22 protein-coding genes are annotated in these 22,316 nt (G+C 71.7%); 5 read left to right on the top strand and 17 right to left on the bottom strand.

Going from position 1 to position 22,316, the window contains the following annotated elements; genetic code table 11:
* Positions 1 to 107 precede the first annotated feature (107 nt).
* Together BMW88_RS04180 and guaB are read right to left on the bottom strand one after the other, a co-directional pair.
* Entirely contained in the window at positions 108 to 1,241 is a 1,134-nt protein-coding gene (locus BMW88_RS04180; RefSeq protein WP_089949138.1) for a GuaB3 family IMP dehydrogenase-related protein, read from the bottom strand.
* A gap of 117 nt (positions 1,242 to 1,358) precedes the next feature.
* Entirely contained in the window at positions 1,359 to 2,879 is a 1,521-nt protein-coding gene (gene guaB, locus BMW88_RS04175; RefSeq protein WP_089949136.1) for an IMP dehydrogenase, read from the bottom strand.
* Between the two features lie 141 nt (positions 2,880 to 3,020).
* Here guaB and BMW88_RS04170 point away from each other — a divergent pair, with 141 nt between their 5' ends.
* Positions 3,021 to 3,404 carry a DUF5319 domain-containing protein gene (locus BMW88_RS04170; RefSeq protein ID WP_177220934.1) on the top strand — a complete coding sequence of 128 codons (384 nt, stop codon included), beginning with the start codon at positions 3,021 to 3,023 and terminating at the stop codon, positions 3,402 to 3,404.
* Positions 3,405 to 3,562: 158 nt separating this feature from the next.
* On the opposite strand, the gene BMW88_RS04165 is transcribed toward BMW88_RS04170, so the two are convergent.
* From BMW88_RS04165 to BMW88_RS04145, 5 genes are all read right to left on the bottom strand, one after another.
* Positions 3,563 to 4,360, bottom strand: coding sequence for an anti-sigma-D factor RsdA (locus BMW88_RS04165; protein ID WP_245777541.1), 798 nt, complete (start codon positions 4,358 to 4,360; stop codon positions 3,563 to 3,565).
* Between the two features lie 90 nt (positions 4,361 to 4,450).
* On the bottom strand, positions 4,451 to 5,023 hold the full coding sequence (locus BMW88_RS04160) for a sigma-70 family RNA polymerase sigma factor (RefSeq protein WP_089949132.1): 573 nt from the start codon (positions 5,021 to 5,023) through the stop codon (positions 4,451 to 4,453).
* A gap of 279 nt (positions 5,024 to 5,302) precedes the next feature.
* On the bottom strand, positions 5,303 to 5,899 hold the full coding sequence (locus tag BMW88_RS04155; protein WP_030471988.1) for a response regulator transcription factor: 597 nt from the start codon (positions 5,897 to 5,899) through the stop codon (positions 5,303 to 5,305).
* An 81-nt stretch (positions 5,900 to 5,980) separates the two neighbouring features.
* Complete coding sequence (locus BMW88_RS04150) at positions 5,981 to 6,907, bottom strand: hypothetical protein (RefSeq protein ID WP_089949130.1); 927 nt, start codon at positions 6,905 to 6,907, stop codon at positions 5,981 to 5,983.
* Positions 6,908 to 7,059: 152 nt separating this feature from the next.
* The gene (locus BMW88_RS04145; RefSeq protein WP_089949128.1) at positions 7,060 to 8,001 is read right to left on the bottom strand and encodes a MerR family transcriptional regulator; all 942 of its coding nucleotides are present in this window, start codon (positions 7,999 to 8,001) and stop codon (positions 7,060 to 7,062) included.
* A 178-nt stretch (positions 8,002 to 8,179) separates the two neighbouring features.
* Here BMW88_RS04145 and BMW88_RS04140 point away from each other — a divergent pair, with 178 nt between their 5' ends.
* Complete coding sequence (locus BMW88_RS04140) at positions 8,180 to 8,476, top strand: WhiB family transcriptional regulator (RefSeq protein WP_089949126.1); 297 nt, start codon at positions 8,180 to 8,182, stop codon at positions 8,474 to 8,476.
* 365 nt (positions 8,477 to 8,841) lie between these two features.
* Here the strand turns inward: BMW88_RS04140 and groL are convergent, their stop codons facing one another.
* Together groL and groES are read right to left on the bottom strand one after the other, a co-directional pair.
* The gene (groL, locus tag BMW88_RS04135) at positions 8,842 to 10,470 is read right to left on the bottom strand and encodes a chaperonin GroEL (RefSeq protein ID WP_089949125.1); all 1,629 of its coding nucleotides are present in this window, start codon (positions 10,468 to 10,470) and stop codon (positions 8,842 to 8,844) included.
* Positions 10,471 to 10,555: 85 nt separating this feature from the next.
* Positions 10,556 to 10,849: a co-chaperone GroES gene (gene groES, locus BMW88_RS04130; protein WP_053737364.1), complete on the bottom strand. Its 294-nt coding sequence runs from the start codon at positions 10,847 to 10,849 to the stop codon at positions 10,556 to 10,558.
* Positions 10,850 to 11,022: 173 nt separating this feature from the next.
* On the opposite strand from groES, the gene BMW88_RS04125 reads away from it, so the two are divergent.
* Together BMW88_RS04125 and BMW88_RS04120 are read left to right on the top strand one after the other, a co-directional pair.
* Complete coding sequence (locus BMW88_RS04125) at positions 11,023 to 12,528, top strand: alkaline phosphatase D family protein (protein WP_089949123.1); 1,506 nt, start codon at positions 11,023 to 11,025, stop codon at positions 12,526 to 12,528.
* Positions 12,529 to 12,572: 44 nt separating this feature from the next.
* Positions 12,573 to 14,099, top strand: a complete 1,527-nt coding sequence (locus BMW88_RS04120; protein WP_089949122.1) for an alkaline phosphatase D family protein — start codon at positions 12,573 to 12,575, stop codon at positions 14,097 to 14,099.
* Between the two features lie 94 nt (positions 14,100 to 14,193).
* On the opposite strand, the gene tsaD is transcribed toward BMW88_RS04120, so the two are convergent.
* The 3 genes from tsaD to tsaB are packed head-to-tail and all read right to left on the bottom strand — an operon-like array spanning position 14,194 to position 16,377.
* Positions 14,194 to 15,249 carry a tRNA (adenosine(37)-N6)-threonylcarbamoyltransferase complex transferase subunit TsaD gene (gene tsaD / locus BMW88_RS04115; RefSeq protein WP_089949121.1) on the bottom strand — a complete coding sequence of 352 codons (1,056 nt, stop codon included), beginning with the start codon at positions 15,247 to 15,249 and terminating at the stop codon, positions 14,194 to 14,196.
* On the bottom strand, positions 15,242 to 15,700 hold the full coding sequence (rimI, locus tag BMW88_RS04110) for a ribosomal protein S18-alanine N-acetyltransferase (RefSeq protein ID WP_089949120.1): 459 nt from the start codon (positions 15,698 to 15,700) through the stop codon (positions 15,242 to 15,244). Before rimI ends, tsaD begins: the two co-directional genes overlap by 8 nt.
* Positions 15,697 to 16,377: a tRNA (adenosine(37)-N6)-threonylcarbamoyltransferase complex dimerization subunit type 1 TsaB gene (gene tsaB, locus BMW88_RS04105; protein ID WP_089949119.1), complete on the bottom strand. Its 681-nt coding sequence runs from the start codon at positions 16,375 to 16,377 to the stop codon at positions 15,697 to 15,699. The genes rimI and tsaB overlap by 4 nt, the downstream gene beginning before the upstream one ends.
* Before the next feature lie 107 nt (positions 16,378 to 16,484).
* Between tsaB and BMW88_RS04100 the strand changes: the two genes are divergently transcribed.
* The gene (locus BMW88_RS04100) at positions 16,485 to 17,837 is read left to right on the top strand and encodes an acyl-CoA synthetase (RefSeq protein ID WP_089949117.1); all 1,353 of its coding nucleotides are present in this window, start codon (positions 16,485 to 16,487) and stop codon (positions 17,835 to 17,837) included.
* An 8-nt stretch (positions 17,838 to 17,845) separates the two neighbouring features.
* On the opposite strand, the gene BMW88_RS04095 is transcribed toward BMW88_RS04100, so the two are convergent.
* The 5 genes from BMW88_RS04095 to BMW88_RS04075 form a co-directional block, all read right to left on the bottom strand.
* Complete coding sequence (locus BMW88_RS04095) at positions 17,846 to 18,172, bottom strand: hypothetical protein (protein WP_089949116.1); 327 nt, start codon at positions 18,170 to 18,172, stop codon at positions 17,846 to 17,848.
* Positions 18,173 to 18,236: 64 nt separating this feature from the next.
* On the bottom strand, positions 18,237 to 18,698 hold the full coding sequence (gene tsaE / locus BMW88_RS04090) for a tRNA (adenosine(37)-N6)-threonylcarbamoyltransferase complex ATPase subunit type 1 TsaE (RefSeq protein ID WP_245777540.1): 462 nt from the start codon (positions 18,696 to 18,698) through the stop codon (positions 18,237 to 18,239).
* Entirely contained in the window at positions 18,695 to 19,792 is a 1,098-nt protein-coding gene (locus BMW88_RS04085; protein ID WP_177220933.1) for an alpha/beta fold hydrolase, read from the bottom strand. The genes tsaE and BMW88_RS04085 overlap by 4 nt, the downstream gene beginning before the upstream one ends.
* On the bottom strand, positions 19,789 to 20,874 hold the full coding sequence (alr, locus tag BMW88_RS04080; RefSeq protein ID WP_089949111.1) for an alanine racemase: 1,086 nt from the start codon (positions 20,872 to 20,874) through the stop codon (positions 19,789 to 19,791). The genes BMW88_RS04085 and alr overlap by 4 nt, the downstream gene beginning before the upstream one ends.
* A gap of 50 nt (positions 20,875 to 20,924) precedes the next feature.
* Positions 20,925 to 22,298, bottom strand: coding sequence for an NAD(P)H-hydrate dehydratase (locus tag BMW88_RS04075; RefSeq protein WP_089949109.1), 1,374 nt, complete (start codon positions 22,296 to 22,298; stop codon positions 20,925 to 20,927).
* Positions 22,299 to 22,316 lie beyond the last annotated feature (18 nt).

Raw genomic sequence — 22,316 nt, 5'->3', positions numbered from 1 at the left:
GGACGCACTGGGTGATCGATCGGTTGCGAAACCAGGTTTGGACCGTTACGACATGAAAGCAGAAGGGCGCGCCCTCTGCGGGGACGCGCCCTTCGGCGTGGCCGTGCTCAGCCGCGGATCGTCAGGCCGACCTTCTGGAACTCCTTGAGGTCGGAGTAGCCGGTCTTGGCCATGGCCCGCTTGAGCGCGCCGAACAGGTTCGTCACGCCGCGCGGGTCTGCGGACGGGCCGAACAGCAGCTTGCGCAGGTCGAGCTCCTGGTCCACGGCCTCGGCGACGAGGCTGCGCGGCACCGACGGGTGCGCGGACGCGGCCGTCCAGTACAGGCCCTGGCCCGGCGCCTCGGTCGCGGCGGCGAGGGGCTCGCCCAGCATCACCGCGTCGGCGCCGCAGGCGATGGCCTTCGCCACGTCGCCCGAGGTCGTGATGCCGCCGTCGGCGATGACGTGCACGTAGCGGCCGCCGGTCTCGTCGAGGTAGTCGCGGCGCGCGGCCGCGGCGTCGGCGATCGCGGTGGCCATCGGCACGCCGATGCCCAGCACCGAGTCGGTGGTGGTGACGCCGGGCGTGTAGCCGTAGCCGACGATCACACCCGCCGCGCCGGTGCGCATGAGGTGCATGGCGGTGCGGTAGTCGCCGACACCACCGGCGATCACCGGGATGTCGAGGTCCGCGATGAACGACTTCAGGTTCAGCGGCTCACCGCCACGGCTCACGTGCTCGGCCGAGATGATCGTGCCCTGCACGACCAGGATCTCGACGCCCGCGGCCAGCAGGTCCGGCGTGAGCTCCGCGGCGCGCTGCGGGCTGACGCGAACCGCGACGGTGACGCCCGAGTCGCGGATCTGCTTGACCGCCAGGGCGATCAGGTCCATCCGCAGCGGGGCGGCGTGCAGCTCCTGCAGCACCTTCACCGCGGCGGCCGGGTCCTCGCTGTCCTCGGTCGCCTGGACCAGGCGGAACAACGCCTCGTCCACGTCGCCGTGCCGCGCCCAGAGACCCTCGGCGTTGAGCACACCGAGACCACCGAGCTCGCCGACCGCGACCGCCGTGCCCGGCGACACGATGGCGTCGGTCGGGTGGGTGATCAGCGGGATGTCGAAGCGGTAGGCATCGATCTGCCACGTCGTGGAGACGTCCTTCGACGACCTCGTCCGACGCGACGGGATGATCTCGATGTCGTCCAGCTCGTAGGCCCGCCTCGCGGTCCGGCCCATGCCGATCTCGACCAGATCGCGCACCTGGTGTTCCTCTCCTTCGTCCGGGGGTCTGGGGCCGTCCCCCAGAAAGAGCCACGGCGAGCGACCCGGTCCACGACCTCCGCGGACCGGCTCGCCCTGAGCGAGCGCCCGCAGACCCTAACGGGTCGTGTAGTTCGGCGCCTCGACGGTCATCGTGATGTCGTGCGGGTGGCTCTCCTTCAGGCCCGCGGCCGTGATGCGCACGAGCTGCTGGTCCTGCAGCTCGGCGATCGTGCGGGAGCCCGTGTAGCCCATCGCCGCCCGCAGGCCGCCGTTGAGCTGGTGCACGACCTGCGACAGCGGGCCGCGGAACGGCGTGCGGCCCTCGATGCCCTCGGGGACGAGCTTGTCCTCGTTGAGCACGTCGTCCTGGAAGTAGCGGTCCTTCGAGAACGACTTGTTCTCGCCGCGCGACTGCATCGCCGCCAGCGAGCCCATGCCGCGGTAGGTCTTGAACTGCTTGCCGTTGACCAGGATCAGGTCGCCGGGCGCCTCCTGGGTGCCCGCGAGCAGCGAGCCGAGCATCACGGCGGACGCGCCGGCCGCGATGGCCTTCGCGATGTCGCCGGAGTACTGGATGCCGCCGTCGCCGATGACCGGCACGCCGGCCGGGCGGCAGGCGAGCGAGGCCTCGTAGATCGCGGAGATCTGCGGCACGCCGACACCGGCGACGACGCGCGTGGTGCAGATCGAGCCGGGGCCGACGCCGACCTTCACGCCGTCCGCGCCCGCGTCCACCAGCGCCTGGGCGCCGGCCCGCGTCGCGACGTTGCCGCCGACGACGTCCGCGGAGTCGCCGAGCTCCTTCTTGATCCGGGCGACCATCTCCAGCACGCCGCGCGAGTGGCCGTGCGCCGTGTCGACCATCAGCACGTCGACACCCGCCTCGGCCAGCGTCATCGCGCGCACGAACGAGTCCTCGCCCACACCGACGGCCGCGGCGCACAGCAGGCGGCCGTCCGGGTCCTTGGTGGCGTTCGGGTACTGCTCGGTCTTCACGAAGTCCTTGACCGTGATCAGGCCCTTGAGCTTGCCGTCACCGTCGACGATCGGCAGCTTCTCGACCTTGTGGCGGCGCAGCAGCCCCAGCGCGGCCTCGGCCGACACGCCGACCTGCGCGGTGACCAGCGGGCCGTTGGTCATGACCTCGCTCACGCGCTTGCTGTGGTCGAGCTCGAACCGCATGTCGCGGTTCGTGATGATGCCCACCAGCTTGTTGTTCGCGTCGGTCACCGGCACGCCGGAGATGCGGTAGCGGGCGCACAGCGCGTCGACCTCGGCCAGCGTGGCGTCCGGCGAGCAGGTGACCGGGTCGGTGACCATCCCGGCCTCCGACCGCTTGACGGTCTCGGCCTGCCGGGCCTGGTCCTCGATGCTCAGGTTGCGGTGCAGCACGCCGATGCCGCCCTGGCGCGCCATCGAGATGGCCATCCGGCCCTCGGTGACCGTGTCCATCGCGGCGCTGGCCAGCGGGATCTTGAGGGTGATGTTGCGCGAGATCCTGGTGCTCGTGTCGACGCCGCTCGGAACGACGTCCGACTCGGCGGGCAGCAGGAGCACGTCGTCGAAGGTCAGTCCCAGCATGGCGAACTTCTGCGGGACTTCGGCTGACAGCGCCGTGGTGAGCTCGCTGGTCATAGCGGGTGGCTTGCCTTCCGTCGTGCGGTCTGCGCTCCGCTTGGTGCCAGGGGTCCTACAGGTCCGGTTTCTGCAGGCGGAGGCGGTGCTGCCCATGGTATCTGGACGGCTGAGGGGGGACGGCGGGTACCGTGCGGGGTCGTGCCGCACGACGCGTTGCCACCAGACCCCTTCGAAGGGGACCCCGAGGACCCCGCGCTCTCCCTCGGGGAGCCGGACCACGACCACGCCCCGATGGACGAGGACGAACGAGCAGAGCTGGTCAGCGACCTGAGCGACCTCGCCGTCTACCAGGCCCTGCTCGAACACCGCGGAGTGCGCGGCATCGTCGTCGACTGCGGCGAGTGCCAGGAGCCGCACTACCACGACTGGGCGTTGTTGCGAGCCTCACTCGAACAGCTGCTGGCCGACGGCCGCATGAGGCCGCACGAACCGGCCTTCGACCCGGATCCGGGGGCGTACGTCAGCTGGGAGTACTGCCGCGGCTACGCCGACGGGGTGACGGCGACCGAGTCGGCGCGCTGAAGAGTGCCGCCGGACGTGATGAACGCCACCACCCACGCACTGCTGCCTGGCATCCGCAACCTGGGCGATCACATTCCACCTCACGGGTGAACACCGGACCTGTGAACGGCCCCTGACCTCGCGAGGTCAGGGGCCGTTCACATCGCGTCTCAACCGGCTCAGTTCGACCCGGTCTCGGCGGTGGTCTCACCGTTCGGCGCCGGGGCGCCGGAGGCCGGCGAGGAGTTGGGGTCCGGCGGCGGCGGGGGCGGCTCCTCGCGGTCCGAGGTCGGCGGCGGAGGCGGCGGCTCCGAGCTGGCCGACGAGGACGGCTGGGTCGTCACCGGCTCGCTCGACGGCGTCGAGGACGGCTGGGTGGGCTGCGTCGGCTGGGTGGGCTGCGTCACCGGCGGCGGCGTCGTGGCCGGCGGCGTCGTGGTCGAGATGTTGGTGCCGAGCTCCTGCTCGAGCTCCTTGTGCTCTTCCTCGAGCTGCGCCTTGCCGTCGGCCGTCGAGACCGAGCCCAGGCTGGCCTCGACCTTCTCGAGCTTCTCGCGGGCCTCGCTCACCTTGCCCTCGCGCAGCGCCATGCGGGCCGCGTCCAGGTCGGTGTTGATGATGGCCGCCGCCTCGATCGACTTCGCGTGCTCGGAGTAGAGCACCCGCGTGAGACCCCAGAGCGCGTCGCCGGGCTGTGCGTCGCGGGCGACCAGGCTCACGCCGGTGAAGGCGATGGCGAGGACCGCGGCGGCACTAGCCAGCGGGATCAGGAAGCGGTGCCTGCTCACCGGCTGCGGGCGGGCAGCCTGGATCGTGGCGATGGCGGTGTCGGTGTCGACGAGTTCGCCGAACGGCTCCGACTCCACCTCGTTGCGCCACGCGAGCAGCAACGCGTTCAGCTCGTCGTCGACCGGGGAACCGGCCGCGCCCGGGATCGCCGACCCCAGCGCGTCCAGCAACCGGTCATCGGCCTGCACAGCCGAAAGATCGTCTCCGACGGGCTCGTGCGGGGTTCTACCGTCTTCTCCACGCACTTCCTCGTCGTCCTTCCCGTGCTCGTCGGCCACTCAGACCACCTCCTCCGCTGCCAGCGACTTGCGAAGCCGGGCCAGCGCGCGGTGTTGCGCCACCCGGACCGCACCCGGCGTCGAACCGACCGCCTCGGCAGTTTCCTCGGCGGAGAGCCCGACCACCACCCTCAACAGCAAGATCTCCCGCTGCTTGTCCGGCAGGACGCGCAGCAGGACAGCCATCCGGCCGGAGAGCTCCCCCTGCATCGCCCGCTGCTCCGGACCAGCTCCGGTCTCCGGCGCGTCGGGCACCTCGGGAACGGGCTCGGAGCGGTTCCTGGCGGCGGACCGATGTGCGTCAGCGACCTTGTGCGCCGCGATCCCGTACACGAACGCGAGGAAGGGCCGACCCTGGTCGCGGTAGCTGGGCAATGCCGTGAGCACCGCGAGACACACCTCCTGGGCCACATCGTCCGCCGAAGCGAAGCTCCGCTCCTGCCTGCCAACTCTGGCGCGGCAGTACCGCACCACAAGAGGACGAATGGAGGCCAGCAGGCGTTCGATCGCCTGGCGGTCGCCGTCGACGGCCGCGCCCACTTCGGCGTCCAGTCCGTCCCCCAAGTTGGTCATCGCAGACAACAGCCCTGGTGTTACTCGTTGACGTACCGACATGAAACAGCACGAGTCACCCACAGCGACCCGTCACAGCGGTGTCACCGTACCGGTCTTGAGGCCTTCTGTTCATCAACGGGGTATGGACACCCCGCGTCACCAGCCGACGCGCGGAACGACCGCGGCACGGTGACATCGTCACCGAGCCGGGCTACCGCGGCCGAGCCCTCTCACGCCACCGGCCCCGCTTCCCCACATGCGGCATGTGGGGACGCGGGGCCGGTGCGGCGATGCGGACTACTGGACGAGACCGCGCCGGAAGCCGTGCGCGACCGCCTGAGCGCGGTCGCGAACACCGAGCTTGCGGAAGAGACGGCGGGCGTGCGTCTTCACCGTGTCCTCCGACAGGTAGAGCTCGCGGCCGATCTGGCCGTTGCTCTTGCCCTGGCTCATGCCCCGCAGCACCTGCAGCTCGCGTTCGGTGAGCTGCACGCCGGGGTCGGAGGGCTGGCGCGGCGCGGGCACCGAGGTGCTGGCGAGCGTGTGCGCGAGGGCTGCCACAAGCTCGGGACGCGAGGCGTCCCACCTCAGATAACCGCGCGCGCCGCCGGCGATCGCCGCAGCGATGCTGCCGGCGTCGTCGGGTGCCCCGAAGACGATGACGTTTGCCTGCGGATTCGCGGAGACGAGCCGACGGGTGGCTTCCACCCCGGTCGGGACGGCGCGCTGGGTTCCCACCAGGACGACGTCGACCGGCTGCCTTGAAAAGCGAGCCAACAACTCGTCACCGTGCGCTACGCAGTCGATGCGGCTAACCCCGGGGACAGCCGACATCACGCGGGTGAGACCCTCCCGCACACTGCGCCGGTCGTCGCAAATAAGGACCGTGGTCACGGGGACTCCTTTCCTGCAGCCGAGTGACGTTCCATCTCCCCTATCGGACGCCGGCGGCCAAACCTTGACACGATCCGGTGCTTAATCCGTCAAGTAGTTCGCCTGAGGGTCTGCGTTCGGGGGTTCCCCGGAACGGAGCAGCCCGGTCGGGACCCAGGCCGACTCCGCGGCGACCAGCCGGCTGACGGGCTCCGCTCTGCTCAACACGCAGCTCAGAGCTTTCTGCGCCTGGCTCAGGAGACTTGCACGCTCCGTAGTGGCGCGGTCGGCGAGGACGAGGGCGCTCGGCCAGATCAAGGGGAACAACCCCTTTTCTGCACTGTGATTTAGCTCACACTGGACTAGTCGAACGCCTCTTTTCAGGCCGTCGGGTGTCCCCCACACGACCAGAGAGGTGCCCAGAACCAGTGCCGACTTGAGCTCGTGCCGCAGCGCCTTCCGGCGCGCTGCCACGTCGTGCGCGGCTTCGGCGGGAGCCACCGCGGCGTCGGCCCGGCCGGACGCCAGCTCGATCTCCGCGGCCACCCAGCCGCGGCGGACCTCACCCCGCCACGCGCCGGGCGTCCCGGCCAGGGCGAGCAGCCGGCGCGCTTCGTCCAGCCGTCCGGCGCCGAGCGAGTCGGCGGCGAGGCCGAGCAGGGCGTCGGTCCTCGCGCCATCGGCGTCGACGCCGTCCGGGTCGACGCCGTCCGGATCGACGCTGTCCGGGTCGGCTCCACCGCTGGACCGGACGCGCGCGAGCGCCTGCCCGTCGAGCGCGCGGGCGAGGTGGTGCGCGCCGAGCTGGCGGTGGTGCGAGGCACGGGTGGAGAGGGCGAGGGAGGCGATCACCGGGTCGGGATCGTGCCGCAGCGCGTCCAGGACGGTGGCCGCGGCGGCGTAGTGGCCCTGACCGCCGAGCACGACGGCGGCGAGCCAGCGCGGGCGGGGGCAGGCGGCGGACAGCGCCGCCCAGACGTCGAGGTCGGGGGCGTCACCGAAGGCGGCACGGCGTAGCTCGGCTTCCACGGGGAGGAGTCTGCCGTCAGCGGGCGGTCCGCCCGGCGGCGGTGGTCAAGTGGCTGCGGTGGTCAGGTCACCACAGCGGTCAGATCACCACAGCGGACAGGTCACCACGGTCAGCGGTCAGGGTCCGCCCGGCGGTGCTCACCTGACCGCGGTCAGGTGACGGCGGCCTCCACCGCCGCGACCGCGTCCGCGAGGTCCTCCACCCGCTCCGCCGGTGCCGTCACCACGCCGCGCCGCCACCCCGGCCCACCCACGAAGAGGCGCACCTGCTGGCGGGTCCTGGGCAAAGCGGTGATCACCCCCGGATCGGCGTAGCGCGGAAGCTGCGCCCACAGCACCACCGCGGAAGGAGCGGTGCGGCGGATCGCGGCGGAGAGCGCGTCCACCGGCAGCGCCGCCCCGAGCTGCCGGGCGACCACGCCGCGATGCGCCAGTTCGGCGGCCAGCGGATAGAGCGGGAGGTTGTGCCTCTCCTCCGGCATGCACGCCAGCAACACGGGCCGATGGTTGCGCCCGAGAGTGACGAGCGGCGTCGCGCGCACGAACGCCGCGAGCACGCACTCGTTGAGGAGGTGTTCCACCTCCACGCCGGCGCCGGTGAGCTGCCACCGCGCGGCGACGGCCGTCAGGACCGGGCGCACGACCTCGTTCCACGTCGCGATCACCCCGTCGGACGCCAGGGAGTCGGCGAGCATCCCCTGCACGGCGATGGAGTCCATCGCGACCGCCGCCCGGCCGAGCCCGCGCGCCAGGCGGGACGCTCCCGGCATCTTCAGCCCGCGGCCACCACCCGATGGGGCGGCGGGGGCGTCGCCGTGCGTCAGGGACGACTTCGAGCCGAGCGCGAAACGTGCCGCCTCAGCCGAGGAGGCGCCACGTAGTAGTGCGCGCTGCATCAGCTCCAACCGGGCCACGTCGTGCGGCCCGTACTTGCGGTGCCGCCCGACGGTGTGGCCGCTCGGCCCGAGCCCGTAGCGGCGGTCCCAGGTGCGCAGGGTCGCAGGCGCCACGCCGAGCCGCCTGGCCACCGCGGCCACCGAGAGGAGGGGCTCACCCGTGTGACCACCGGCAGGTCCGTGCTCCGGCTGCGTCATCACGGAGCCATCGTGCGTTCACCTCATCCGGGAGGCAACTCCGGGCGGTGAGTGATCGAACACGCGTGCTGTCACCCATCAGTTGATTTGGGTCTTCAGCCTCTTGAACAAGTATTGACGCGGTTCTACGGTGGATCATCGTTAAGCCGAATGGAGCAGTCGTCACGGAGGCGGTCTCATGGCGGACACCCGAAGGCTCCCCGGTCCCAACGCAGATCTGTGGGACTGGCAGATGCGCGGTTCGTGCCGGGGCATGGACAGCGCGTTCTTCTTCCACCCCGACGGCGAGCGGGGTCCGGCGAGAGCGCGGCGGGAAGCGCGCGCCAAGGCTGTCTGCCTCGCCTGCCCGGTGCTGGAGATGTGCCGTCAACACGCCCTGGCGGTGCAGGAACCGTACGGAATCTGGGGTGGGCTCTCGGAATCGGAGCGCGACCACATCATCAAGGCGCGCAAGCGCCAGCTCGCCATCGTCTAGCCGCAAAGAAGAGGGGCGGCACCCAGTCAGGTGCCGCCCCTCTTCGCCAAACTCGAAGCCGAACGCTCAGCTCACGAACGCTCAGGACGCGAGCGCTCAGGACGCGAACACTGAGGTCACGAGCACTCAGCTCACGAGCGGCCAGCTCACGAACGCTCAGGCCATGAGCACCCAGCTCACGAGCACCCAGAGTCGCAGGGTCACGACTTCAAGCCGGTCACCACTTCACCGGTCGCGAGTTCGCGCCGGTCGTCCGGTCACCCGCTCGTGCCGAAATCGGCGAAGCCCATTTCGGCACGAGCGAGTCGGCCGGACGACCGGCTTCCCGGCGAACTCGCCGTCCCGCCGCAGGCGGGACAGAAAACTCAGTGCCCGTGACCGTGCCCGTGGCCGTGACCGGCGGCGGCCGAGGTGGGCTCTTCCGCCTTCTTCTCGACGACGGCGCTCTCGGTCGTGAGCACCATGCGCGCGATCGAGGCGGCGTTGGCGACAGCCGAACGCGTGACCTTGACCGGGTCGATGATGCCCTGCTCCAGCAGGTCGCCGAACTCGAGCGAGGCCGCGTTGATGCCGAAGCCCCAGTCGCCCTCGCGGACCTTGTTCACCACGACAGCGCCTTCGAGGCCCGCGTTCGCGGCGATCCAGAACAGCGGCGCGGACAGGGCCTTCGCGACGAGCGCGACACCCGTGGCCTCGTCACCGGTCAGGTCCAGGCCGCCGTCCAGCACCTTCGAGGCGTGGACCAGCGCGGAACCACCGCCGGGCACGATGCCCTCCTCGACCGCGGCCTTGGTGGCGGCGACCGCGTCCTCGATGCGGTGCTTGCGCTCCTTGAGCTCGGTCTCGGTGGCGGCGCCGACCTTGATCACGGCGATGCCGCCGGAGAGCTTCGCGAGGCGCTCCTGGAGCTTCTCGCGGTCCCAGTCGGAGTCCGTGGCCTCGATCTCGCGGCGCAGCTGCTCCGCGCGGCCGGCGATGTCGGCCTTGGCGCCGCCGCCGTCCACGATCGTGGTGTCGTCCTTGGTCACGACGACGCGGCGGGCGGTGCCCAGCTGGTCGAGCGTGGTCTCGGACAGCTTGAGGCCGATCTCGGCGGAGATCACCTCACCGCCGGTGACGACCGCGAGGTCGTCGAGGAACGCCTTGCGGCGGTCACCGAAGAACGGCGCCTTCACGGCGACGACCTTCAGCGTCTTGCGCACGGCGTTGACCACCAGCGTGGACAGGGCCTCGCCCTCGACGTCCTCGGCGATGATCAGCAGCGGCTTGCCGGTCTCGGCGACCTTCTCGAGGATCGGGAGGACGTCGGCCAGCGCCGAGATCTTCTCGCGGTGCAGCAGGATGCGGACGTCTTCGTAGACGGCCTCCTGCGCCTCGAGGTCGGTCGAGAAGTGCGTCGACACGTAACCCTTGTCGAACTGCACACCCTCGGTGATCACCAGCTCGGTCGCGAGCGTGGACGACTCCTCGACGGTGATGACACCGTCCTCGCCGACGCGCTCGATGGCCTCGCCGAGCAGGGAGCCGATCGACTCGTCCCGTGAGGAGACGGTGCCGACCTGAGCGATGTTCTCGCGGCCCTTGACCGGGGTGGCCTTCGCCTTGAGCGCGTCCACGACGGCGTCGGACGCGGCCTGGATGCCGCGGCCGAGCGCGGTCGGGTTCGCACCCGCGGCGATGTTGCGCAGGCCTTCCTTCACCAGCGCCTGCGCCAGGACGGTGGCGGTGGTGGTGCCGTCACCCGCGACGTCGTTGGTCTTGGTGGCGACGGACTTGGCGAGCTGCGCGCCGAGGTTCTCGAACGCGTCGTCCAGCTCGATCTCGCGGGCGATGGTCACGCCGTCGTTGGTGACGGTCGGGCCGCCGAACTTCTTGTCGAGGACGACGTGGCGCCCGCGCGGCCCAAGGGTGACCTTGACCGTGTCCGCGAGCTTGTTCACGCCGCGCTCGAGAGCCCGACGAGCGTCCTCGTCAAAGCTGATCTGCTTGGGCATTTACCTCAAAGCCTCTCTGGTAGCGAAACGCCCCGGTAGCCCCGGGATGGGGCGCCGGGGCGTCAGGCATGTCAGCCGCAGCGTCTTAGTTGACGACGGCCAGCACGTCGCGGGCGGAGAGGATCAGGTACTCCTCGCCGTTGTACTTGACCTCGGTGCCGCCGTACTTCGAGTAGATGACGACGTCACCGACGGCAACGTCGACCGGGACGCGGTTGCCCTTGTCGTCGATGCGGCCGGGGCCCACCGCGAGGACCTTGCCCTCCTGGGGCTTCTCCTTCGCGGTGTCCGGGATCACGAGGCCGGAGGCGGTGGTCGTCTCGGCCTCGGAAGCCTGGACGACGATCTTGTCCTCGAGCGGCTTGATGTTCACGCTCACCGGGATGACCTCCACGGGTCGTTGGCAGGTTTCGTTGGTACGGCTCCTGCCACCCCGCCGTCGCGGGGGTCGGGGCGGTGCTGGTGCCGTGCAGTTGGCACTCTACCCATGAGAGTGCCAACGCTTCAACGAGGGTCCCGAACCGATCACCCGTCGGGAGCCGTATTACGGGCATGGCCACCTTGACCCGCCGGACGTTGCTGCTCGCCGGCGTGGCCGGAGTCACAGCGCTCTCCGCCGCCGCGTCGGCCCGGCCGACCGACCCTTTCACACTCGGCGTGGCCTCGGGAGACCCCGCGCCGGACGGCGTGGTGCTGTGGACCCGGCTGGCCCGCGAACCGCTCGCCGAGGACGGGATGGGCGGCATGCCGGCGCGCCCGGTCGAGGTGCAGTGGCAGGTCGCCGACGACGAGCGGTTCACCCGGATCGTCCAGCGCGGCTCCACCGCCGCACGACCCGAGGAGGGCCACAGCGTCCACCTGGAGCTCACCGGGCTGGAGCCGGGACGCGAGTACTTCTACCGCTTCAAAGCCCTCAACCACCTCTCGCGGACCGGCCGCACGCGCACGGCGCCTCCTCCGAACGCATTGCAGGTACCGCTGACGATGGCGTTCGCGTCGTGCGCGCAGTACGAGCACGGCTACTTCACGGCGTACCGCAGGCTGGCCGAGGACGAACCCGATCTCGTGCTGCACCTCGGCGACTACACCTACGAGTACGAGAGCGGCGTCCACGTCGCGCCGCAGGGCAACGTCCGGCAGGTCGACGGGCCGACCACCGTGACGCTCGCCGGCTACCGCCGCCGGCAGGCGCAGTACAAGACCGACCCCGACCTGCAGGCCGCGCACGCCGCCGCGCCGTGGGCGGTGGTCTGGGACGACCACGAGATCGACAACAACTGGGCCGGCCTGCTGCCGGACCGGCCGCAGCGCGACTTCCCCGCGCGCAGGGCCGCGGCGATCCAGGCCTACTACGAGAACATGCCCGTGCGCAGGTCGTCGAGGCTGTACCGGCGGATCGGCTGGGGCGAGCTGGCGACGTTCCACCTGCTCGACACCCGGCAGTACCGGACGGACCAGGCGTGCGGGGACGGGCTGCAGCTCTGCCCGGAACGGTTCGATGCCGGACGCACGATGCTCGGCGACGAACAGCGGGAGTGGCTGTTCGACGGGCTCCGCGGCTCGCGGGCGCGCTGGGACGTGCTCGGGCAGCAGGTGTTCTTCTCGCAGTACGACTACATCCCCGGCGAGGTCGACAAGTTCCTCCTGGACGCGTGGGACGGCTACGTGGCGGACCGGGACCGGGTCGTCGCGCGCTTCGCCGACGTGCGCAACCCGGTCGTGCTCACCGGCGACGTCCACGCGGCCTGGGGCGCGGAGGTCAAGCAGCGGTGGGACGACCCGTCGTCGCCGACGCTCGCGACCGAACTGGTGACCACGTCGATCACGGCCGGTGGCGACGGGTCGGAGGAGTACGCCGAGACACCGTCGTGGCTGCGGGAGAACCCGCACGTGAAGTACTTCAACAACCGGCGCGGGTACACGTTGACCAAGTTCACCCCTGATGAACTGCGGGCGGACTTCCGCGGCCTCGACCACGTGTCGCGACCGGGCTCACCGGTCCGCACGAAGGCGTCGTTCGCGGTGGAGGACCGGGTTCCGGGGCTCCACAGGCTTTGAGGAGCGTTCACCCCACCGCCACCCTGGTGCGTGAAGGTCTCAGCATGACTCGAGTGACGCGACGCGCGCTCCTCATCGGAGGACTCGCGCTCACCACCGTCGGCGCGGGGTCCGGCCGGCTGGCCGACCCGTTCACGCTCGGCGTCGCTTCCGGCGACCCGACCTCCGACGGCGTGGTCCTGTGGACGCGCCTGGCGCCCACCCCGCTCGCGGAGGACGGCACGGGCGGCATGCCGTCCCGCGTCGTCGAGGTGCGGTGGGAGGTCGCGCTGGACGAGCGGTTCCGGCTCGTCGTCCGGCGCGGCACCTCCTACGCACGGCCCGAGGAAGGCCACAGCGTCCACGTCGACGTGCGCGGTCTTCTGCCCGGCCGGGAGTACTTCTACCGCTTCTCCGCCGAGGGCCACCTCTCGCGGGTCGGCCGCACGCGGACGGCGTTGGCGCCGTGGGCGTTGGGCAGCGGGCTCACGATGGCGTTCGCCTCCTGCTCGCAGTTCGAGCACGGCTACTTCACCGCCTACCGCCGGCTCGCCGAGGACCAGCCGGACCTGGTGCTGCACCTCGGCGACTACACCTACGAGTACACGAAGGGCACCTACGTGGCGCCGGGTGGCAACCCGCGCGACCACGAGGGCCCGGAAACCGAGACGCTCGCGAACTACCGGCAACGGCACGCGCAGTACAAGACCGACCCCGACCTCCAAGAGGCGCACGCCGTGGCGCCGTGGTCGGTCGTGTGGGACGACCACGAGGTCGACAATAACTGGGCGGACGAGGTCTACGAGAAGCCGGAGATCCCGCAGCCCGGCTTCCTGGCGCGGCGGGCGGCGGCGTTCCAGGCCTACTACGAGAACATGCCGATCAGGAACAAGCCCAACGGCATCGACCTGCAGCTCTACCGGCGGGTCCAGTGGGGTGGCCTGGCGAGCTTCCACCTGCTCGACACCCGCCAGTACCGCGACGACCAGCTGTGCGGCGACGGCCTGAAGGCGTGCCCCGAACGGCTGGAGCCGACGCGCACGATCACCGGTGCGGCTCAGGAGAAGTGGCTGCTGGACGGTCTTCGACGTTCACGCGCGCGTTGGGACGTTCTCGGGCAGCAGGTGTTCTTCTCGCAGCTCGACCTCACGCCCGGTGCCGGCGAGACCAACAACATGGACGCGTGGGACGGCTACGCCGCGAACCGCGACCGTGTGGTTGCCGGGTTCTCCCACACGCGCAACACCGTCGTGCTCACCGGTGACGTGCACGCGGCGTGGGCGGCCGAGGTCAAGGAACGCTGGAACGACCCGGCTTCGCGCACGGTCGCGACCGAGCTGGTGTCGACGTCGGTCACGTCCGGCGGTGACGGCTCGGAGACCCGCCCGGAGATTCCGGCGGTGCTGGCGGAGAACCCGCACGTGAAGTACTTCAACAACCGGCGCGGGTACGTGCGCACCCGCTTCACCGCACGCGAGGTGCGCGCGGACTTCCGCGCTGTCGACTACGTGCGGACGCCCGGTGCCCCGGTCACCACGAAGGCCAGCTTCGTGATCGAGGACCGCAACCCCGGCCTCAACCGCGTCCACTGACCACACATTCCGCATCCTGGAAGCCACGCGGGGGCCCCGCGTTACCCGTAGGGGAACGCGGGGCCCCCGCGTGGCATGAATCAGAGCGCGTGAATCAAAGGATTTGCACGGTCCCGACCGGGAGGCCGGGGACGGTGGAGAGGTCCATCGGGGACGGCTTGGCGCCCGCCGCGACGAGGTGGGCGCCAAGCGCCGCGATCATCGCGCCGTTGTCCGTGCACAGGCGCGGGCGGGGCACGCGGAGCTCGATGCCCGCCTCGGCGCACCGCTCGGCGGCGAGACCGCTCAACCGCGAGTTCGCCGCCACACCGCCGGAGATCACCAGCGTGCCCACGTCCAAGTCCTTCGCGGCCCGGATCGCCTTGGCGGTCAGCACGTCGGCGACGGCCTCCTGGAACGACGCGGCGACGTCGGCCAGCGGGATCTCCTCGCCGGCGCGCTCGGCACGTTCGACCCAGCGGGCGACGGAGGTCTTCAGGCCGGAGAACGAGAAGTCGTACTTCGCGTCGCGCGGGCCGGTGAGACCGCGCGGGAACGCGATCGCGCACCCGTTGCCCTGCTTCGCGAGCTTGTCGATGGGCGGGCCACCGGGGTAGGGCAGGTCGAGCAGCCTCGCGACCTTGTCGTAGGCCTCGCCGGCCGCGTCGTCCACGGTGGAGCCGATCTCGGTGATCGAGCCGGCCAGACCCCCCTCGACGAGCAGCAGCTGGGAGTGGCCGCCGGAGACCAGCAACGCGAGGCAGCGCTGCGGCAGCGGGCCGTGCTGCAGCGTGTCCGCGGCCACGTGACCGGCCAGGTGGTTCACGCCGTAGAGCGGCTTGCCGAGCGCGGCCGCGTACGCCTTCGCCGCCGACACCCCGACCAGCAGCGCACCGGCGAGCCCCGGCCCGGCGGTGACGGCGATCGAGTGGAGCTGGGACAGCTCGACCTTCGCGGTGTCGAGCGCTCGGCGCAGGGTCGGGACCAGGGCCTCGAGGTGGGCGCGGGAGGCGACCTCCGGCACGACGCCGCCGAAGCGGGCGTGTTCCTCGACGCTGGAGGCGACCTCGTCGGCGAGCAGTTCGAGCGAGCCGTCCTGGCCGAGGCGGACGATGCCGAAGCCCGTCTCGTCGCACGAGCTCTCGATGCCGAGAATCAACCGGTCAGACACTTTGAGCAGGCCTTCCCATCGTGTACGCGTCGGCACCCGACGGCTGGTAGTAGCGGCGGCGCAGGCCGAGGTGCTCGAAACCGTGCGCCAGGTAGAGGGCGATCGCGGGCTCGTTGTCCGTGCGGACCTCGAGGTAGACCGGCACGTTGATCTCGTCGACGCGCGCCAGCAGGTCCTTCAGCAGCATCTTGCCGACGCCCCTGCCCTGCCAGTGCCGGACGACGGCGATCGTGTGCACGCTGGCCTCGTACTCCGAGGCGGCGAGCCCGGCGTAACCGATGAGGTCGTCGTCGGCGTACGCGCCGACGTAGTAGTTGCCGTTGTCGAGCTCGCTGCGGAACGCGTTCTCGCTCCACGGGTCGTCACCGGGGAACAGCGACAGCTCGATCTCGTGGCACCTCGGCACGTCGGCGTGCCGCAGCGGCGCGAGCGTGACGGTGCCGGTGGTCATGCCCTGGTCACCCGCTTGCGCCCGGTCGGCTCGACGGCGTCCGGGCGGCGCAGGTAGAGCGGGGTGAGCGCGGCGGGCCGGGCCTTGGCGAGCACCTCGGCGGCCGCGACGGCGACCAGGCCCTCCGGGCTCGGGTGCCGGGCGCTCAGCAGCTCGAGGCCCAGGACCTCCCGGTAGAGCTCGGCGCCCTCACCGGTGGCCTGGTGCACGCCCAGGGCCGGCAGCTTCTCCGCGAGGTCCTGCGGGCGCTCCACGTGCGGCCCGTCCGTGCGGCGACCGGCGGCGTCGTAGGCGGCCCAGTAGACCTCCTTGCGCCGCGCGTCGGTCGCGACGAGCAGCGGGTGGCCGCTGGCGGCGTCCCTGGCGATCGCGTCCGTCGTGGCGACCGGGTAGACCGGGCGGTTCAGCGCCTGGCCGAGCGCGGCGGCCGTGGCGAGACCGACGCGCAGGCCGGTGAACGGGCCGGGGCCCGCGCCCACGACGATCGCGTCGAGGTCGGCGAAGGTCCTGCCCGCCTCTTCCAGCGAGTCGCTGATGTGCGGGGTGAGCAGCTCGCCGTGCGCCTTGGCGTTGAGCGTCACCCGCTTCGCGAGCAGGCGCGGCGGCGAGTCGGGCGCGAGTTCGACCACACCGGCGGTGACTGCGGGGGTGGCCGTGTCGACGGCGAGCACTAGCACGATTGTCCAGAGTAGTACGAGGTCCCACTGGTGCTCCGGTCACCTCTCGCCGTGGCCGAACCCACACTTCCGATGCGTCTTCGAGGCACTCGTACGACGCTGGGCGCATGTTCGCTGAACCGAGTGACCGCGAGGCCCTCCGCTTCGGGGACGTGTCGCTGACCCACGCCGAACTGCACCGGGCCGCCGGCACCCTGGCCAAGCGGCTGGCAGGTCTTACACGTGTGGCCGTCTGGGCGACCTCGACACCGCAGACCTGCGTCGCGGTGGTGGCCGGGCTCCTGGCGGGCGTGGCGGTCGTGCCGCTCAACCCCAAGATCGGCGAACGGGAGCTCGGGCACATCATGGCCGACAGCCGGCCCGACCTGGTGCTCAGGGACGAACCGATCGTGTTCGGCGAACCGGGTGAGTTCGCCGAGCCCGGCCCCGAGACGCCCGCGCTGGTCATCTACACCTCCGGCACGACCGGCCCGCCGAAGGGCGTCGTGCTGCCCCGCCGGGCGCTGACCTCCAACATCGACGCGCTCGCCGCGGCGTGGCGCTGGACCGGCGACGACGTGCTGGTGCACGGGCTGCCGCTGTTCCACGTGCACGGCCTGGGCATCGGCGTCCTCGGCCCGCTGCGGCTCGGTGGTTCGGTGCGGCACGTGAAGTTCTCGCCGCAGGCCATCGGCCACGAGCTCGCCACCGGCGCCACGATGGTGTTCGGCGTCCCGACGATGTACCACCGGATCGCCGAGGCCGTCGAGGCCGACGCCGCCCTGGCCGACCGGTTCCGCGCGGCGCGGCTGCTGGTGTCGGGGTCGGCGGCGCTGCCGGCGAGCGACCACGGGCGGATCGCGAAGGCCACCGGGCAGGGCATCGTCGAGCGCTACGGCATGAGCGAGACGCTGATGAACGTCAGCGTCCGGTTCGACGGCGACCGCAGGCCGGGCGCGGTCGGCCTGCCGGTGGACGGCGTCGAGGTCCGGGTGGTCGACGAACGGGGCACCGATGTGGGCACGGGCGCGATCGGCGAGATCGAGGTGCGCGGGCCGAACCTGTTCCTGGAGTACCTCAACCGGCCCGACGCGACGGAGCAGGCGTTCCGGGACGGCTGGTTCCGCACCGGCGACATGGCGGTGCGCGATCCCGACGGCTACCTCCGCATCGTCGGGCGCAGGGCCACCGACCTCATCAAGAGCGGTGGCTACAAGATCGGCGCGGGCGAGATCGAGAACGCCCTGCTGGAGCACCCGTCGGTGGCCGAGGTGGCGGTGACGGGTGAGCCGGACGACGACCTGGGCGAGCGGATCGTGGCCTGGGTGGTGCCGGCGGGCGAGCCGCCGGCGCCCGAGGAGCTGAGCGGCCACGTGGCGAAGCTGTTGTCACCGCACAAGCGGCCACGGGTCGTGCGCTACCTGGACTCCCTGCCGCGCAACGAGATGGGCAAGGTCCTCAAGCGCGAGCTGCGGTGCTGAGAGCACGATCAGCGGGCCGGGTCCCCGCCGCAGCCGGCCGGGGACGGCGAGTGGTCGACCGTGAAGATCTCCAGCGGGCCGTTCCACCGCTGCGGCGGCGGGCAGGCGTCGTCCGCGACGCTGATGTCGGCGTCGCGGAGGCCGGCCGGGGCGTCGCCGCACGAGGTGTAGCCGGGCGCGTGCCCCTCGTGCAGCAGTGCGAGGGGACCGTTCCAGTGCCACGGCGCGGCGCACAGGCCGTCCGCGACGCCGGTGCCGGAGCGGTCCTCGTCGCTCGCGGCGGCGAGGACGGCTCCACCGGCGACGGCGGTCGCGAGGAGCGTCTTCTTGATCATGTGAACGTCATCGGCCCGGCGCGCGCCGTCCTTGACGGGCTTCACTCCCCCGCGCCCGGAACCGTCACACCGGCAGGGTACGAGCCGCCCACTGCCCGTGCGGGATGAGCTGAGCAGTGCGGACGTCGTCGGTCCCGCGGTCGAGGCGGATCAGCAGATGGTCCTCGTTGAGGCGCTCCGCGACACCCTCGCCCCACTCGACGGCCACCACGGCGTCGACCAGTTCGGTGTCCAGGTCGAGGTCGTCCAGCTCGTCGAGGTGCCCGCCGAGCCGGTAGGCGTCGACGTGCACGAGCCGCACGCCCCTGCCGCCCTCGGCCGGCTCGTGGACGCGGGCGACGACGAACGTCGGCGAGGACACCCGGCCCTGCACGCCGAGTCCGCGCGCCAGACCGCGCACCAGGGCCGTCTTCCCCGCGCCCAACGGTCCCGCGAGCAGCAGCAGGTCGCCCGCCCGCACGACTTCACCCAGCTTGCGGCCGAACTCCTCGGTGTCCTCCACCAGGGGCAGTTCGACGGTCTTCACGCTCGCCGCCACCACTTCTTCCGACTCTCTCCGCGATCGGCCGCGCAGCGTTCGACGAGCGCGACCAGGTGGTCGTTGACCAGATCAGCCTGCTCCATCATCACCATGTGCCCGGCACCGGGGGCCCGGACGAGGGTGGCGTGCGGCATCTCCTCGGCCATCCGCTCGGCGTGCGAGAACGGCGTGAGCTTGTCCGCGTCGCCGCTCAGGATGAGCACCTCGCAGTGCCGCAGCCCGGCCAGCGCCTTGTAGCGGTCGTGCGTGCCGAGCGTCTCCAGGAACTCGGTGAGCACCTTCACCGTCGTTCCGCCGATCATCTTCTCCATCAGGTCCACCAGCGACGGCGCCACCTTGCGGTTGCCGAACGCCAGCGCGCGGATGCCGCTCCACGTCAGGGTCTTCGCGCTTCTGCGCACCCACTCGACCAGGCCGGGCTGCACGCTTGCGAGCCGGCCGACGCCGAGCGTCACCGGGTTGTACCGCGACAGCACGGACTTCGGCAGCCCCGCGCCACCGACCGCGCCCGCGGCCGTGCCGACCAGCGCGACGCCGCGCACGCGTTCGGCGAAGAGCTCCGGCTGCTTCTCGGCCAGCGCCATGATCGTCATGCCGCCCATCGAGTGACCGACGAGCACGAGCGGCCCCTCCGGCACGACCGAGCGGATCACCGCGTCCAGGTCGAGGGCGAGCTGGTCGATGGTGCTGCCCTCGGCAGAGGACCGCCCGGACCGGCCGTGGCTGCGCTGGTCGTAGAGCACCTGGTGCACCCGCGGGTCGAGCAGCTCCGCGAGGTCGCGGCGCTGGAAGTGCCAGCAGCGGCGGTCCAGCGCGAACCCGTGCACCAGCACGACGGTGATGTCCGCCTCGCCGCCGTCAGCGGGGTCGACCTCCTCGACCGAGAGCGGCACGCCGTCGTCCGCGGCCACCGTCGACTCGCGGTCGGGCCGCAGCTCGCCCAGCGGCTCGTCGGCGAGGCCGTCGGAGGTGGTCTTGCGCTCGTGCGACACCTTCGCGGTCTGCGCCACGGCCGCGCCGGCGACGGCGGCACCGAGCGCGCCACCGACCCACCCGACGACCTTCCACACCGGCTTCACGTGTAGCTCCTCCGCACCCGCGGCCGGTACATCCCGCACACGATCTCGTAGTCGATCGTCCCGGTCAGCTCCGCCCACTCGGTCGCCGTCGGCTCCCCCCGGCTCCCGTCGCCGAACAGCAGGACCTCCGCACCCTCGCGAACCTCGTCGTTCCCGCAGTCCACCACGATCTGGTCCATGCAGACACGGCCGACCACCGGACGGCGCTCGCCCTCCAGCAGCACCTCCATCCGGCCGGAGAGCGCCCTCGGGACACCGTCCGCGTACCCGGCCGGCACCAGTGCCAGCGTCGTGTCCTCCGGCGCTGTCCATGTCATCCCGTAAGAGACCGACTCACCGGCTGGGATGCGTTTCGTGAGCGCCACGTGCGACCGGAAGCTCATGACCGGCCTGAGGTCGTGCTCGGTCGGCACCGGGTTCAGCCCGTAGACGGCGATGCCGGGCCGGACGACGTCGAAGTGCAGGTCGGGCCTCGTCAGCAGGGCCGCGGAGTTGGCGATGTGCCGCATCGGGTCGAGGCCCGCCGCCCTGGCCACCTCGTAGGCATCGTCGAACCGCTTGGCCTGCAGGTCGATCGACGGGTGCCCGATCTCGTCCGCGCAGGCGAGGTGCGACCAGATGGCCACCACCTCGTGCCCCTTCGCGGCCTCGACCAGCCGCGGCCATTCCTCCGGCCGGCACCCGTTGCGGCTCAGGCCCGTGTCGATCTTCAGGTGGAGCCGCGGCCGCGCGTCGGCCTCCTCCGCCGCCTCCTCGACCCTGCGCAGGCCGGACAGGGAGGACACCGACATGTCGACGTCGGCCGCGATGCCGGCGGCGAGGTCCTCGTCCGGAGCGTCGAGCCAGGCGAGGATCGGCGCCTGGATGCCCGCCTGGCGCAGGGCCAGGGCTTCCTGCGTCGAGCACGAGCCGAGCCAGGTGGCGCCGGCTTCCAGTGCCGCGCGCGCGACCTCCACCGCGCCGTGGCCGTACCCGTCCGCCTTGACGACGGCCATCGTCTCGGCGCGGGGAGCGAGGCCGGCGAGCAGCGCGACGTTGTGCCGCAGCGCGCCGAGGTCGACGACTACTTCTGAACGGGCCATAACCTGCTAATCGTGCCATGAGCTCGCAGCTCACAGGTGTGAGCGAGCGCTCACAGCCTCCTGATCGCGTCCGGAATCGCGCTCATCAGACCGGACGCGGGCACCGGGGCACCGTTCGCGGCCAGCTCCGCCGCCAGCACGTGCACGTGCGCCGCGTACCCCGCCGCCAGGAACGGGTCCAGGCCGCTCGCGAGCAGCGCGCCGATCATCCCGGACAGCACGTCGCCCGAACCGGCCGTCGCGGGCCAGGACGAGGTGGCCGAGTTGACCAGCGCCCGCCCGTCCGGCGCGGCGACGACGGTCCGGTGGCCCTTGAGCAGCACCACGGCGTCGAACCGCTGAGCCGCCTTGCGGGCCGCGGCGACGCGGTCGGGCCCGACCGGACCGGCCAGCCGTTCGAACTCGCGGTCGTGCGGGGTGAGCACCAGGGCGGAGTCGGGGTCACGGGCGTCCCACAGCTCGGGGTGCCCTGCCAGCAGCGTGATGGCGTCCGCGTCGGCGATCACCGGCACGTTCGCGTCCAGCACGAACCGCAGCACCTCGGCCGACGAGCTGCCCGTGCCCATGCCGGGGCCGACGACCCACGCCTGGACGCGGCCGGCGTCGGTGATCGAGCCGGTGCAGATCGCCTCGGGCCAGCGGGCGCGGATCGCGTCGGCCGCGGGACCGGCGTAGCGGACCATGCCCGAGGTCGCGAGCACGGCGGCACCGGTGGACAGCACCGCGGCGCCGGGGTAGGTCGTGCCGCCGGCCGCGACACCCGTGACGCCCTGCGTGTACTTGTCGTCGCGCGGTCCCGGCAGCGGCCAGGCGATGTCGGAGCGGTCCAGCAGCACGAAGTCGGGGTCGGTGGGCCGCAGGCCGATGTCGACGAGGTGCACCTCGCCGCAGTCCGCCAGCGCGTGCACGGGTTTGAGGCAGCCGAACGTGACGGTCGTGTGGGCGCGGACGTGCGGACCGGCGATCTCGCCGGTGTCCGGGTCGATGCCGGACGGCAGGTCGACCGCGAGGACCGGGGCCGTCACCCGCTCGACGAGCGCGGCGGCGTCCGGGCGGAGCGGACCGCGCGCGGACAGCCCGACGATGCCGTCGATCACCAGGTCGGGGGTGCCGACCTCGTCGGCGATCCGGCCGCCGGCGCGCCGGAACGCCGCCAGCCCCTCGGCGTGCGCCTTGGCGGGGTTGAGCAGCACGGCGGACACCGCGACCCCGCGCCGGCGCAGGAAGTAGCCGGCCCACAGGGCGTCGCCGCCGTTGTTGCCCGCACCGACGAGCAGCGTCACCCGGCGGCGTCCGGCCAGGAGCCGGAGGGCGTGGGTGGCCACACCGAACGCGGCCCTGCGCATCAGCGAGCCCGGCGGGACGACCGCCATGAGCTCCTCTTCAGCGGATTTGACGCGTTCGGTGTGCCAGACGCCTCTCACAACTCCCCTTCGCCCTCC

Origin of the sequence: Lentzea xinjiangensis, assembly GCF_900110955.1 — a bacterium.
Classification (GTDB): Bacteria; Actinomycetota; Actinomycetes; order Mycobacteriales; family Pseudonocardiaceae; genus Lentzea; species Lentzea xinjiangensis.
The sequence above is the reverse complement of the archived record's forward strand: the minus strand, read 5'-3'. Positions and strand labels throughout refer to the sequence as shown.

Coding starts and splice junctions, on each gene's coding strand:
- groL (WP_089949125.1), bottom strand. CDS start 10,470: ATGCCCAAGCAGATCAGCTTTGACGAGGACGCTCGTCGGGCTCTCGAG.
- BMW88_RS04140 (WP_089949126.1), top strand. CDS start 8,180: ATGGCGGACACCCGAAGGCTCCCCGGTCCCAACGCAGATCTGTGGGAC.
- alr (WP_089949111.1), bottom strand. CDS start 20,874: ATGGCCCGTTCAGAAGTAGTCGTCGACCTCGGCGCGCTGCGGCACAAC.
- guaB (WP_089949136.1), bottom strand. CDS start 2,879: ATGACCAGCGAGCTCACCACGGCGCTGTCAGCCGAAGTCCCGCAGAAG.
- rimI (WP_089949120.1), bottom strand. CDS start 15,700: ATGACCACCGGCACCGTCACGCTCGCGCCGCTGCGGCACGCCGACGTG.
- BMW88_RS04145 (WP_089949128.1), bottom strand. CDS start 8,001: ATGACGCAGCCGGAGCACGGACCTGCCGGTGGTCACACGGGTGAGCCC.
- BMW88_RS04100 (WP_089949117.1), top strand. CDS start 16,485: ATGTTCGCTGAACCGAGTGACCGCGAGGCCCTCCGCTTCGGGGACGTG.
- BMW88_RS04160 (WP_089949132.1), bottom strand. CDS start 5,023: ATGACCAACTTGGGGGACGGACTGGACGCCGAAGTGGGCGCGGCCGTC.
- BMW88_RS04095 (WP_089949116.1), bottom strand. CDS start 18,172: ATGATCAAGAAGACGCTCCTCGCGACCGCCGTCGCCGGTGGAGCCGTC.
- BMW88_RS04120 (WP_089949122.1), top strand. CDS start 12,573: ATGACTCGAGTGACGCGACGCGCGCTCCTCATCGGAGGACTCGCGCTC.
- BMW88_RS04125 (WP_089949123.1), top strand. CDS start 11,023: ATGGCCACCTTGACCCGCCGGACGTTGCTGCTCGCCGGCGTGGCCGGA.